The sequence below is a fragment of the Kitasatospora sp. NPDC054768 genome (assembly GCF_053612025.1).
The window spans coordinates 1-13,167 of sequence record NZ_JBSHBN010000215.1; the positions used below are offsets into that span (position 1 = coordinate 1).

The 13,167-nt window shown below is 74.6% G+C and carries 12 protein-coding genes; 1 reads left to right on the forward strand and 11 read right to left on the reverse strand.

All coding sequences use genetic code 11. The annotated features are described in order from the left end of the window. Positions 1-85: 85 nt before the first annotated feature. The 11 genes from ACWGKU_RS37405 to ACWGKU_RS37455 form a co-directional block, all read right to left on the reverse strand. On the reverse strand, positions 86-1,327 hold the full coding sequence (locus tag ACWGKU_RS37405) for a CynX/NimT family MFS transporter (protein WP_401045729.1): 1,242 nt from the start codon (positions 1,325-1,327) through the stop codon (positions 86-88). A 63-nt stretch (positions 1,328-1,390) separates the two neighbouring features. Next, on the reverse strand, positions 1,391-2,113 hold the full coding sequence (locus ACWGKU_RS37410) for a FadR/GntR family transcriptional regulator (protein WP_359898045.1): 723 nt from the start codon (positions 2,111-2,113) through the stop codon (positions 1,391-1,393). Between the two features lie 225 nt (positions 2,114-2,338). Further along, the gene (locus ACWGKU_RS37415; protein ID WP_380553312.1) at positions 2,339-3,184 is read right to left on the reverse strand and encodes an HAD family hydrolase; all 846 of its coding nucleotides are present in this window, start codon (positions 3,182-3,184) and stop codon (positions 2,339-2,341) included. A gap of 52 nt (positions 3,185-3,236) precedes the next feature. Further along, positions 3,237-4,511 (reverse strand): serine--tRNA ligase, encoded by a 1,275-nt coding sequence (gene serS / locus ACWGKU_RS37420; protein WP_359898041.1) that lies wholly within the window; start codon positions 4,509-4,511, stop codon positions 3,237-3,239. 551 nt (positions 4,512-5,062) lie between these two features. Beyond that, positions 5,063-5,998: a prephenate dehydratase gene (pheA, locus tag ACWGKU_RS37425; protein WP_359898039.1), complete on the reverse strand. Its 936-nt coding sequence runs from the start codon at positions 5,996-5,998 to the stop codon at positions 5,063-5,065. 135 nt (positions 5,999-6,133) lie between these two features. Then, positions 6,134-7,468 carry an iron uptake transporter deferrochelatase/peroxidase subunit gene (gene efeB, locus ACWGKU_RS37430; RefSeq protein ID WP_401045725.1) on the reverse strand — a complete coding sequence of 445 codons (1,335 nt, stop codon included), beginning with the start codon at positions 7,466-7,468 and terminating at the stop codon, positions 6,134-6,136. Positions 7,469-7,473: 5 nt separating this feature from the next. Next, positions 7,474-9,531 (reverse strand): copper resistance CopC/CopD family protein, encoded by a 2,058-nt coding sequence (locus ACWGKU_RS37435; RefSeq protein ID WP_452180996.1) that lies wholly within the window; start codon positions 9,529-9,531, stop codon positions 7,474-7,476. Between the two features lie 13 nt (positions 9,532-9,544). Next, on the reverse strand, positions 9,545-10,060 hold the full coding sequence (locus ACWGKU_RS37440; RefSeq protein ID WP_359898035.1) for a copper chaperone PCu(A)C: 516 nt from the start codon (positions 10,058-10,060) through the stop codon (positions 9,545-9,547). Continuing rightward, complete coding sequence (locus ACWGKU_RS37445) at positions 10,057-10,725, reverse strand: SCO family protein (RefSeq protein WP_359898031.1); 669 nt, start codon at positions 10,723-10,725, stop codon at positions 10,057-10,059. The genes ACWGKU_RS37440 and ACWGKU_RS37445 overlap by 4 nt, the downstream gene beginning before the upstream one ends. A gap of 77 nt (positions 10,726-10,802) precedes the next feature. Next, positions 10,803-11,552 carry a YcnI family copper-binding membrane protein gene (locus ACWGKU_RS37450; protein WP_452180995.1) on the reverse strand — a complete coding sequence of 250 codons (750 nt, stop codon included), beginning with the start codon at positions 11,550-11,552 and terminating at the stop codon, positions 10,803-10,805. A gap of 184 nt (positions 11,553-11,736) precedes the next feature. After that, a complete protein-coding gene (locus ACWGKU_RS37455) occupies positions 11,737-12,561 on the reverse strand; it encodes a hypothetical protein (RefSeq protein ID WP_401045716.1) in 825 nt (274 codons plus the stop codon). Positions 12,562-12,791: 230 nt separating this feature from the next. Here ACWGKU_RS37455 and ACWGKU_RS37460 point away from each other — a divergent pair. Beyond that, positions 12,792-13,167, forward strand: a 376-nt coding sequence (locus ACWGKU_RS37460) for an ATP-binding protein (RefSeq protein WP_452191749.1), incomplete at its 3' end; no start/stop codon positions are given.

The following is a 13,167-nucleotide window of genomic DNA, read 5'->3' on the forward strand; positions in this document are numbered from 1 at the left end:
TCGGCCGGGGCACCCGTTCGGCCTGGGGGCCCCGCACCCCTGTGGTTTCCCGGGGCCCACTGCCGCGTTCTCGCCGGCGAGCGGCTCAGAGGGTGCGGTTGCGGCCCGCGCCCCAGCCGGCCGCGCCGACCACCAGGACCAGCACCAGCATCAGCACCAGCGGGGTCTCCCAGCCGCCGGTCAGCTGGCGCAGCGCACCCGCGCCGACCGGGCCCGCCGCCGCGACCAGATAGCCGATCGCCTGCGACATCCCGCCCAGCTGGGCGGCACCGGCCGCGGTGCGGGTGCGCAGCACGATGAACGCGAGGCCCAGGCCCAGCGAACCGCCCTGGGCCACGCCCAGGATGGTCGCCGACACCCACGCGGCGGAGACCGGCGCGACCAGCAGCATCGCGATGCCCAGGCCGTTCAGGGCGACCATGGTCAGCGCCAGCCCGCGCTGGCTGGTCATCCGGCCGGCCATCAGCGGCACCAGGAAGGCGCCCGCCACCTGCACCAGGTTGGAGAAGGCGAAGACCAGACCGGCCTGGCCGCGGTCCATGCCGTGGTCGGCCAGGATGGTCGGCATCCAGGCGACCAGGGTGTACACCAGCAGCGACGAGATGCCCATGAAGAGGCTGATCTGCCAGGCCAGCGGGGACTTCCAGATGCCCTCGATCGGCTTGGCCGGCGCGGCGGCCGCGGCCACCGCCCCCTGCCGCTCCTGACGCGAGCGCAGCACCTGCGGCAGCCAGGCCACCGCCGCGATCAGCGCGAGCAGCGACCAGGCGCCCAACGAGGCCCGCCAGCCGCCGCCCAGCGCGTGCTCCAGCGGGACGGAGGTGCCGGCCGCGAGGGTGGCGCCGACCAGCATGGTGGTCGAATAGACGCCGGTCATGGTGGCCGCGCGGTCCGGGAACTCGCGCTTCACCAGGCCCGGCATCGACACGTTCAGCACCGCGATGGCCACGCCGATCACCACGCAGCCCGCGTACAGGGCCGCCACCGAGGGCAGCACCCGCAGCAGCACGCCCGCGCCGAGCACCAGCACCGCGCCGAGCACCACCCGCTCGGCGCCGAAGCGGCGGGTCAGCCGCGGCGTGAGCGGGGCGCCGACGCCCTGGAACAGCACCGGGACGGTGGTGATCAGCCCGCTCGCGGTGGCGGACAGGCCGAAGGTCCGCTGGATCTCGCCGACCATCGGGGAGACCGCCGCCAGGCAGGCGCGCATGTTCAGCGCGACCAGCAGGATGCCGGTCAGCAGCAGGAGCGGATGGGCCGCCCGGGCGCGGAGGGGGAGCGGGGCGGACGTGGTGACAACCGGCTGCTGGGCACGGGTGACGGCCATGGATGTGCTGTTCTTTCGTGAAGGTGCGTGGATGCGGACGGCGGAAGGGAGGCTCGCGCCGTCCTACTTCCGCGCCGCGATGGCCGCGAGCAGCTGCTCGACGGCCGCGGTCGGGCCGGCGAGCAGCGCACGACACGCCGCCTCGGCCCGGTCCGGGTCACCGCTCTCGATCGCGTCGACCAGCGCCTCGTGGGTCGCGACGACCGCCTCGGGCATGTCGTGGTCGCCGAAGGCGGAGGTCATCGCCTCGCGCACGGAGGCGCCGAAGTAGCGGTACACCTCGGCCAGCGCGGGGTTGTGCGCGGCCTCGACGACGGCGGTGTGGAACTCCAGGTCGTGCTCGACGGTGGCCTCGCGGCTCGCCCGCTCGGGGTGCGCCGCGAACACCTCGGCCTCACGGGCCAGCGCGGCGCGCATCCGCCGGATGTCCTCGGGGGTGTGCCGCAGTGCGGCCAGCCGGGCGCCCTCGGTCTCCAGCGCCGCGCGGACCTCCAGGACGTCCCGGATGCCCGAGCGCTGGACGCCGCGCAGGACGGACGCCGGGTCGCTGGTGGAGCGGACGAACGTCCCCTCGCCCTGCCGGGAGACCAGCATCCCGGCGTGCACCAGCACCCGGATGGCCTCTCGCACGGTGTTCCGTCCGACGGCCAGTTGCTCGGCCAGCTCGTGCTCGGTGGGAATCCGCGAGCCCACCGGCCACGCCCCACCCGCCAGCTGCGCCCGCAGCTGCTCGATCGCGGTGTCCACCAGGGAGCGCCGCCCGGCCGCCTGCAAACCGCCGCTCATGCCGGACCTCCCTTTCCACCGCACACGTCATCACCGGTCGTCGGTCATCCTACAACCGCTTGCCCGGTCATCCTACAACCCACCCCTGACCAGCCCATGAACCCTGGATGTACCCCCGGACACGGATCCCCGCGCCCCACCAGGGGCGCGGGGACCTGTGCGCGGGGCAGGAGATCGCGGCGGGTGGCCGGTGCCCGGTGGCCGGGCGCCTCCCCGCCGGAGGCGTCAGCGCTGCGGGTAGAGGCGCTCCAGGACTGCGGCGACGCCGTCCTCGTCGTTGCTGGTGGTGACGGCGTCCGCGACGGCGAGGAGTTCCTCGTGGGCGTTGGCCATGGCGACGCCGTGGGCGGCCCAGCCGAACATCGGGACGTCGTTGGGCATGTCGCCGAAGGCGATGGTGTCGGCGGCGCGGACGCCCAGGCGGCGGGCGGCGACGGCCAGGCCGGTGGCCTTGGACAGGCCGAGCGGGAGCAGTTCGACGACGCCGGCGCCGGCCATCACCACGCCGACCAGGTCGCCGGCCGCGCGCCGGGCGGCTTCGGCGAGGGCGTCGTCGGTGAGGGCGTGGTGCTGGATGTAGAGCTTGCTGAGCGGGGCGTCGAACAGCCCGCCGCGATCGACCCGGACGACCGGCAGGTCGGAGCCGATCAGCAGCTCGTAGCCGGGGCCGGCCAGCACCTGGCCGTCGAGGCCGTCCTGGTTGGCGGCGATGGCCAGCGGGCCGGTCTCGGTCTCGATCTTCTCGATCGCGAGCGCGGCGAGCCGCCGGTCCAGGGTGAGCGAGGTGAGCAGCTTGTGCGCGCCGGCGTCGTACACCTGGGCGCCCTGTCCGCAGACCGCTATCCCGGTGTAGCCGATCTCGTCGAAGACCGGGCGGGCCCAGACCGCCGAGCGCCCGGTGACGATGATGTGCAGCGCGCCCGCGCCGGTGGCCGCGGCCAGGGCGGCGCGGGTGCGCTCGGAGACGGTCTCCCCGCTGGTGAGCAGGGTGCCGTCGAGGTCGGTGGCGACCAACCGGTAGGGCAGGCCGCCACCGCCGGGGGAGGCGAGGCTGGGGCTGATGGTGCTCATGGGCCTTACGTCTCCCGGGAGTTGCGGGTGGTGCTGGGTGGTGCTGGCCGGGTTACTTGACCGGTTCGAGGACGGTCCGCCCGCCGAGGTACGGCCGCAGCGCCTCGGGCAGGACGACCGAGCCGTCGGCCTGCTGGTGGTTCTCCAGGATCGCCACGATGGTGCGCGGGACGGCGACCAGGGTGCCGTTCAGGGTGGCGAGCGGGCGGGTCTTGCCCTCCTCGCGCATCCGGATCGCCAGTCGGCGGGCCTGGTACTCGGTGGTGTTGGAGGTCGAGGTGACCTCGCGGTACTTGCCCTGGGTGGGGATCCACGCCTCGATGTCGAACTTGCGCGCGGCCGAGGCGCCGAGGTCGCCGGAGGCGACGTCGATCACCCGGTACGGCAGCTCCAGCGCGTTGAGGAAGTCCTTCTCCCACTGGAGCAGGCGGCGGTGCTCGTTCTCCGCGTCCTCGGGGGTGGTGAAGACGAACATCTCCACCTTCTCGAACTGGTGGACGCGGATGATGCCGCGGGTGTCCTTGCCGTAGGTGCCGGCCTCGCGGCGGAAGCAGGACGAGTAGCCGGCGTAGCGCAGCGGCAGCTTGTCGGCGTCGAGGATCTCGTCCATGTGGTACGCGGCGAGCGGGACCTCGCTGGTGCCGACCAGGTACCGGTCGTCCTCGGCGAGGTGGTACACGTTCTCGGCGGCCTGGCCGAGGAAGCCGGTGCCGTCCATGGCGGCCGGGCGGACCAGGGCCGGGGTGATCATCGGGGTGAAGCCGGCCGCGGTGGCCTGGGCGATCGCCATGTTGACCAGGGCGAGCTCCAGCAGCGCGCCGACGCCGGTCAGGTAGTAGGAGCGGGCACCGGCGACCTTGGCGCCGCGCTCGGTGTCGATCGCGCCGAGGATCTGGCCGAGCTCGACGTGGTCGCGGGGCTCGAAGCCCTCGGCGGCGAAGTCGCGCGGGGTGCCGATCTCCTCAAGGGTGACGAAGTCCTCCTCGCCGCCGACCGGGGCGGCCGGGTCGATGAGGTTCGCCAGCGAGCGGAGCAGGCGGTCGGCCTCCTCCTTGGCCGCGCCCTGTTCGGCGTCGGCGGCCTTGACCTCGGCGGCCAGGTCCTTGGTGCGCTGCAGCAGGGCGGCCTTCTCGTCGCCCTTGGCCTGGGCGACCTGCTTGCCGAGCACCCGCTGCTCGTTGCGCAGTTCGTCGAAGCGGCTGCCCGAGGACCGGCGCCGCTCGTCGGCGGAGAGGAGGGCGTCGACCAGGTCGACGTCCTCGCCACGGACGCGCTGCGAGGCGCGCACTCGGTCAGGGTCCTCACGGAGCAGGCGAAGGTCAATCACAGGCCCAAGCGTACCGGGCGACCGTTCCTCCACCAGTACGGCATTTCCCCTGGGGATAACTCGGCCGATCCTGTGGATAACTTCTGTGGGGAACGCTCCGCCGCCGGGTTATCCACAGGCCCGACCCCTGGCCTGTGGATCCAGGGGGAGGATGGCCCTCCGTGTGAACGAACCAGGGAATTGAGGTTTCAAACCTCAATCAACCTTCCCGAGTGAGGGAATTGAAGCACTCGGACGGGTGATTTGCTGGCAACCGGGTGACTCTGGTCCGATTGGTCATCTCTGCGACGCAAACCGATGGTCCGACCAGTTCTGGGCAATGGCTATACCGGTTTGTCGACTCTCCCCCGGCCTGTGGATAACTCGGGGCTGTGGACAGCGGGGAGCCCTGTGGACAGCGGCCCCCGGCCCCGGGCCGCCTGTGGACGACGGACGGGGCCGTCCGCCCCGCCCGATCGACCCGATCCAAAACAGTCGGAAAAGGTCGGAAAGACAAAAGATGCAATCAGGGTGTCCGGACGGCTGCGGAGGTCGCGGATGCCCCGCGGGCCTCAGATGTTCCCGCGGCCGTCGAGGGCGCGGGAGAGCCAGTCCGCCGCCGAGGAGAAATCCTCGTCCGAGGTCCCCGGCCGCCGGTGGGTGGACTCCTGCCGGTCGGCGCGCGGATAGGAGCCCAGGTACCGCACCTGCGGGCAGATCCGCTTGAGCCCCATCATCGCCTCGCCGACCCGGCGCTCGGACAGGTGGCCCTCGCAGTCGATCAGGAAGCAGTAGCTGCCCATGCCCTCGCCGGTCGGGCGGGACTCGATCCGCATCAGGTTGACCCCGCGCACCGCGAACTCCTGGAGCAGCTCCAGCAGCGCGCCCGGGTGGTCGTCCGGCAGCCAGACCACCATCGAGGTCTTGTCCGCGCCGGTCGGCGAGGAGACCCGGCCCGGACGGCCGACCAGCACGAACCGGGTGGCCGCGCTCTTGGCGTCCGCGATCTCCTTGACCAGCGGCTCCAGCCCGTAGATCGGCGCCGCGAACTCCCCGGCGAACGCGCCGTCGTAGCGGCCCTCGGAGACCAGCCGGGCGCCGTCCGCGTTGGAGGCGGCCGACTCCCACTTCGCCTCCGGCAGGTTGGCCGCCAGCCAGCGCCGCACCTGCGGCTGGGCCACCGGGTGGCTGGTCACCGTCTTGATCCCGGACAGCTCGGTGCCCGGTCGCACCAGCAGCGCGAAGGTGATCGGCAGCAGCACCTCACGGTAGATCATCAGCGGTGCGCCGGAGGCGAGTTCGTCGTTGGTCGCGGTGACCGCGCCCTCCACCGAGTTCTCGATCGGGACGAACGCCCCGGACGCCTCCCCGCCGCGCACCGCGTCCAGTGCCAGCGCCACCGAGGACAGCGGCACCAGCTCCCGGGTCGCCGCCTCGGGCAGGGTGTGCAGGGCCGCCTCGGTGAACGTGCCGGCCGGTCCGAGGTAGGTGTAGCGGGTGGCCGACATGATGCCTCCGTGGGAATCTCGGTGCTGCGCGGGCGGAGTGTGCCGAAGCAATCACCCTAACGACTCCGCGGCCCCGGCAGGAAAGCGTTCCACCGACCGGAACCGCGGCGGTGCGTCCCGGTGACTCCGGGGGAACTACCCCTCCAACAACTGCTGTCCGAGGTAGCCGCCGGGCGGCGGGCCCGGTGGCAGCGCGTACAGGCCGCCGGCCTCGTGCCGCAGGAAGCGGGAGAGGCCGTCGCCCCGGGAGAGCTTGCGCTGCACCGGGGTGAAGCCCTTGCGCGGGTCGGCCTGGAAGGCGAGGAAGAGCAGCCCGGCGTCCGGGGAGCCGTCCGGCAGCAGCCCGTCGTGGTACGAGAAGCCGCGGCGCAGCATGGCCGCCCCGCCGTTGGCCGCCGGGGCGGCGACCCGGATGTGCGCGTCGGCGGGGATCGCCAGGGTGCCGTCCGGGCCCTGCGCGGCGAGGTCGACCGGGGACCGCTCGCCGGCCCCGGCGGGCGCGCCGAGCGGGGCGCCGTCCGACTTGCGCCGCCCGATCACCCGCTCCTGCCGGTCCACCGGAAGCGCCTCCCAGTGGTCCAGCAGCATCCGGATCCGCCGGAACACCAGGTACGAGCCGCCGGCCAGCCAGCCCGGCTGGTCGCCGCCGGCGGCGCAGAACACCGTGGCGGCGAAGCCCTCCTCGTCCGGCCGGGGGTTGTTGGTGCCGTCGATCTGGCCCATCAGATTGCGTCCGGTCACCGGCCGCGCGGCGGCGCCGGGGGTGCGGGCGAAGCCGGCCGACTGCCAGCGCAGCGCCGCCGTCCCGGCCGCGAGCCGCTGCAGCACCCGCAGGGCGTGCACGGCGACCAGGGCGTCGTCCGCGCCGATCTGGACGAACAGGTCGCCGTCGCCGCGGGCCGGGTCGAGCGCGTCGCCGGGGAAGGCGGGAAGCGGTTCGAGCCCGGGCGGGCGGCGGTCGGCCAGCCCCGCCTTGTCGAACAGGGCGGCGCCGAAGCCGACCGTGACGGTGAGCGAGCAGGGCCCGGCGTCCAGCGCGACCTGGTCGTCGAACTCCTCGGCCGGCTCCCCCGCGGTCAGCCGCTCGGCCGCCTTCGTCCAGCGCTGCAGCAGGGTGCGCAGCCCGTCCCGGCCGACGCCCACGGCCAGGTCGAAGGCGGCGAGTTGGACCCTGGCCTGCGCCGGGTCGGTGATCCCGGCCTGGTGCGCGCCGCGGAACGGCACCCGGGCGGAGCCCAGCGTCCCGCCGGACGGGCCCGCCGCGTCCGCCGTCCCGCCCGGCCGTCCGTCCAGGGCGACCGCCCCGGCGACGCCCGCGCCGGCGCCGGCCAGCAGTCCGGCCCCGGCGGTGCCGAGCAGCGCCCGCCGGGTGAAGCCCGCGGGCCCCGCCGGACCCGGCCCGTGGTCCGTCGGGCCGGGCTCCGCCGAGCCGGGCTCCGCCGGACCGTGCTCCGTGGAGGTGTCCGTCATCCCGCTCACCCGATCCTGAACTGCTGGGTCGGGGTGGTCTGGTCGATGTCGGAGGAGCGGATCTGCACCGACACCACCCAGTTGCCCGCCAGCGGGAGCTGCGCGGTGCCGCTCCACCGGCCGGTGCCCTCCGGGGTGAGCGCGACCGGCAGCGGGCCGAGGTCGCGGTCCGGCAGGGTGAAGGCGAGCTCCACCTCGGGGACGTCCACCGGCTGCCCGTCCGCGCTGTCCAGCGCGAGCTTCACCTCGTTCGGCCCGGTCCGGGCGGGGTTGAGGGTGACGGTCGCGGTGCCCTTGGCGTTCGGCGTCCGGCCCTTGGTGTCGTACGGGAGCTTGAGCTCGACGGTGCGGCCCGGCTCGGTCTGCGGCGCCACCGGGGCCCCGCCGGCCGCCGGAGCGGCGGCCGCCCCGGCCTTGAGCTCGCCCGCGACCCGTCCGGGCGGGGAGTTGGTGAGCATCGTGGTGACCACCAGCACCGCCACCGCGACCAGCGCCTCGACCAGCACCGAGCGGCGCAGCCCGGCCCGGGTCGGGGTCAGCCCCCGGTCGCGTCCGGCGCTCCGCAGGGCGGCCCGCTGGCGCTCCAGCTGCGCCTGCCGGACCGGGTCCTCGCTGTGCGTCGCCACGGCGACCGGTTCCGGCAGTTCGGCCGGTGCGACCTCCACCGACTCGGCCGGGGCCGAGCGCAGCCGGGCCAGCCAGGAGCGGGAGATCCAGGCGACGCCGAGCATCGCGACCACGCAGCCGCTCTTCACCAGCAGCAGCCGCCCGTACTCGGTGCCGGTCAGCGCGCCCCAGCTGCCCAGGCCCCGCCAGGACTGGTAGATCCCGGTGACGGCCAGCACGGCCACCGCGCCGAAGGCGATCCTGGAGAAGCGGTCCACCACCTCGGCGCCGACGCCCTCGCGCAGCGCGACCAGCAGCGCGGCCAGCCCGCCCAGCCAGAGCGCCATGGCGAGCAGGTGCAGGATGCCGAGCGGCAGCGCCAGCCAGACCTGGATGCCCACCGAGGCGTGGTCGGCGCCGACCCAGGTCGCCGAGAGGGCGACCGCCAGCACCAGCCCGGCCACGCCGAGCCCGAGCCGGACCTCGCGCTGCGGCCGTTCGGCGGCCCGCCGCTCCAGCTCGCGCAGCTCGGCGGCCTCGGCGTCCTCCTCGGGCACCGCGGGACCGGCGGGGCCGGCGGCGTCCTCGGAGCCCTTGGAGCCCTCGGAGCCGTCCTCGTCCCGCGGCTTCGGGACGGCCGGCCGCGGCGGCTGCCCCAGCTGCCCGACCAGCAGCGACAGGAACACCCCGCCCGCCGCGAGCAGCAGCAGCCGGGCGGCCAGCGCGGTGCCGATCCGCTCGTCCAGCGTGGCGCGCATCAGCGACAGGTCGAAGGCCTGCCCGACCCCCGAGCCGCGCTCGTACGGGCCGCGCAGCATCAGCACGGCGACGGTGGAGACCAGCAGCGCCGTCCAGCCGGTCATCAGCAGCCGCTGCACCCGGCGCCGGGCGGTGCCGGCCGGCCAGCAGATCAGGACGAAGGCGGCGACGCCGACCAGCAGCGCGAACGCGGTGTACGCGACGGTGCGCCCGGTGCCGTACAGGAAGGCGACCAGGCCGTCGGCCTCCGCGCCCTGCAGCGCGGTCGCCGACACCGAGGTGTCCGAGGGCGCGCCGATGGAGAAGGTGAACGCCCCGCCGACCGGGTGCGAGTCGTCCGAGACCGCCCGCCAGGCCACCGTGTACGTGCCGTTGGCGAGCCCGCCGCGCAGCCCGACCCGGGCGGTGTTGCCCTTGCCGTCGGCGTGCGCCGGGTTGCCGGTGTCCACGGCCTGGCCGGCCGGGTCGAGCACCCGGACGGAGTCGCCGGAGAGCGAGACGGACTCGCTGAAGGTCAGCGTCACCGCCTGCGGGGCGGTGGCGACGACCGAGTTCTGCCGCGGGTCGGTGGAATCCAGGGTGGCGTGCGCGGAGGCCGGACCGGCGCCCGCGAGCATCAGCGCGAGCAGCGCGCCGAGCATTCCGAGCACCCCGGCGATCCGGCGGTGGGTGGCCTTCTCCAGGCCGGCCGACTGCATGGTGGCGGTCCCCTTAACTCTGGCTGGGCCGGTAGGTGAGCTCCTTGACCGGAACCTTGACGGAGATGGTGCCGGACTTGGCGAAGGTGAGGTCGAGCTCCAGCTCGTCGCCGAGGGCCGGGGTCTTCTGCCATCCCATGATCATGAGGTGGTTGCCGCCCCGGGCGAGCTGCAGGGTGCCGTGCGCGGGGACGTCGAGACTGTCCACCTGCTCCATGGTCGACGCGGTCGAGCGGTGCATGGTGACCGACCCGGCGGCCGGGCTGGTCACCTTGAGCAGCTCGTCCTGCCCGCCGTCGTTGCGGACGGTCAGGTAGCCGGCCGCCATGCCGCCGGCCGGGGGCAGCGGGATGTAGGAGTCGGCGACGCTGAGCCTGGCCGGGCCCCCGGCGGCACCGTCCTGCCCGCCCGTGCCGCCGCCCGTCCCGCAGGCGGCCAGGATGGCGCCGCCGCCCAGGGCCGTCGCGACGACGGCACCGAGCAGGGCGGTGCGGCGGAAGCGGCCGGTTCCGGTCTGCACCGAGGTCACGCCGCGACCCCCTTGGCGAGCAGCGGCAGGTCGTGCTCGTAGGTCTTCTCCTCGGTGCCGCTCATGTAGAGCACGTGCGCCTTGTCGTCCGAGGGGAGGAAGGCCAGCACCTGCGCGCCGTGGGTGGAGGTGACCGTGCCGTCCCCGTTGACCACCGGGTCCTCGATCATGATGCCGAGCGACTTGGCCGCGGTCTTCACCTTGGCCAGGTCCCCGGTGAGGCCTATGAAGTCGCTGCCCATCGAGTCCAGCCAGGTGCGCAGCACCTGGGGGGTGTCGCGCTGCGGGTCGGTGGAGACGAAGACGACGTTGACCTTCTGCCGGTCCGCCTCGGGCAGCGCCTTCATCGCGACGCCGATGTCGCCCATGGTGGTCGGGCAGACGTCCGGGCAGCTGGTGTAGCCGAAGAACAGCAGGGTGGCCTTGCCGTTGGTCTGCTGCCGCAGGTCGAAGGGCCGGCCGGAGGTGTCGGTCAGCTGGAGGTCCGGCTTCTCGAAGTTCTTGGCGAGCTTGGTGCCCTGGTACGGGGTGTCCTCCTTCTGCCGGGTGACCTTGGCGACGGTGGAGTCGCCGCCGGAGGAGCCGCAGGCGGAGAGGGTCAGGGCGGCGGCCAGCGCCAGGGCGGCCGCGCCGGCCAGGCGGGTGGTGCGGGTGGTGCGGGGCATGCGAGTTCCGATCGTGCGCGGTGGGCCGCCGGCGGGGCCGCACCCGTCCTGCGGGTGCGGCGCCGCCGGCGCGGGGGTCAGGAGGCGGAGCCGCCGTTCTTGCGGCGCAGGCCGAGCACGCCGACGGCGGTGCCGATCACACCGACCACGATGCCGACCACGCCCAGGGTGCGGGCGGTGGAGTCGCTGGACTTGGCGTCGCCGGCGGAGGCGGCGTGGTCGGAGCTGTCCCCGTGGGCGCCCGCGGCCGGGGACGCGGTGACGCCGTGGCCGTCGCCCTCGGCGGCCTTGGTGAGCTTCAGGACGGGGGCGGGCTTGGCCGGCTCGGGCTGGCCCTCCTTGGACTCGTCGATCCAGCGGGCGATGTCGCCGTTGTCGTAGGTCTGGAGGGTCTTGAAGACCAGGCTGTCGGTGTCGGTCGGCAGCGGGCCGAGCGAGACCCGGAACTCCTGGAACTGGCCGGGGGCGATCTTGGTGCCGGCGTCGGCGGTCCAGGTGATCTTGGAGACGGCCTCGGTGACGTCGTTGCCGTGCACCTTGATCGGCTTGTCGAGCTTGGCCTTCTCGACCGCGGCGGTCCAGCCCGGCAGCGGCAGGGTCCGGACCGAGGCCAGCGGGTGGTCCAGCGGGAGGTTGACCTCCAGCTTCACCGTGCCCGCGGTGTCGCTCTCGTTCGGCACCCGGAAGTCGACGGCCGTGTAGCCGCCCTGGGCGGCCGCGCCCGGGTTCACGGTGACGTGCGCGAAGGCGGGGCCGGCCAGCGCCACCACGGAGGCGGCGGCGGTGAGGGCGACGGCGGCGAGACGACGGGTGGGAAGGGAACGCATGATGCGGGTCTCCGATCGGAGCTCGGCGGCAGCCGGTACCGGGCGACGGACACGATCCGTACCGCGGGGGCCGCGCGTGGGGAGGTGGGGGCAGAGCCTCGGGCCGCCCCGGTGGTCGGGGGAACGGCCGGACGGTGCGCACACCGGCACCCGACGCGGCCGCAGGGCCGCCGGGAGACGCCGGTCAGTACGCGAGGGCCCCGCACGGCGGACCGCGCCGCACCACGCTGTGCCGCAGCACCGCACCCGTCGGGAACAGGCTCTCCCCGCCCCGGGCACCGAACCGGCGGGCCGGGCCCGCCACGCCGAACAGACCGCGCAGCAGCGCGGCCACCAGCGCGAACGCCGTGCACAACGGCGCCGCCCAGTGCTCCCGGGCCGCCGTGGCGGCCACCCGCAGCAGCCGCCACAGCGCCGCCTCGCCGCGCCGCAGCCACCAGCCCGCGACCAGCGCGGCACCCAGGTGCCCGGCCAGCATCGACGGCGTCATGCCGAGGACACCGGCCTGCCACCAGGGCGCGGCGGCGAACGCGTGCGGATCCAGGCCCGCGGAGGAGACCAGCTGCTCCGCGGACGGGCCGCCGGACAGGCCGAGCAGCGTGCCGGGGCGCGCCTCGTTGCAGATCAGCCGACCGGCCACCTGCGGCACGGTCAGCGGCCCGGGGCCGCCGTGGTGCATGCCCGGCATGGAGCCGTTGAAGCCGTTGAAGCCGTGGAAGAGACAGTGCAGCGCGAGCTGCCCGGCACCCAGCGCCCCGGCGATGCCCGCCAGCGAACGCTCCCGCCCGCCGCAGACCGCCGCGAAGGCCAGCACCGCGGCGAAACCCAGCGCCAACGCGGTCGGCGGCACGTTCCCGCCCCCCGCCAGGGCGTGCCCGGCGGCCGCTATCAGGGTGCAGACCAGCGCGAACGGGACCGCCCGGGCAAGCCGCAGGTCCCAGGCGGCGGACCCCACCGGCTGAGCCGGTCCGGGGGCGCCCGGGAGAGGGGCGGCGGCGAGGGCAGTCATGGCCGGGCCATCCTCTCATTGCGTACGCCGCCGACACGGGCAGGGTGGGAAATCCCTACGAATGCCCCTTTCGGCGGCGGCGTGCGAGGGGGCGTACGCGTCGCCCGGCACAGACCCCGTCCCCCGGTCCATCCGCCGAACGGGCGGTAGCGGCCCCCGGGCACGGTTCACCCGCGAATCGCCCGGAGATACCTAGTTGTATGTGGAGCCGCAGCCAGGAGGGACCTCCCGTGGACATCTGGTGGACTCTGCACCTCAAGCGCGACCCGGCCAGCGTCCCGCTGGCCCGGCGCATCCTGCTCGGTGCGATGGCGACCGCGGGCGTCGACCCGCAGATCGCGGACGACCTCGGCGTCGCCCTCACCGAGGCCTGCGCCAACGCCGTCGAGCACGGCGCCACCGGGCGGCCCGACGACGGCTTCCAGGTCACCGCCTCGATCTGCGGCGACCGGCTGCGGATCGAGGTCACCGACTCCGGGCCCGGCCTGCCAGCCCCCGCTCCCGCCGGGGCTGCCGCTCCCGCTCCCGCTCCGGCCGCCGCCCGCCGCCCGGCCGCCCCGGCGCCCGCCCGTCCGGCGGTGGCCGGCCGGGCTCCCCGCCGCACCC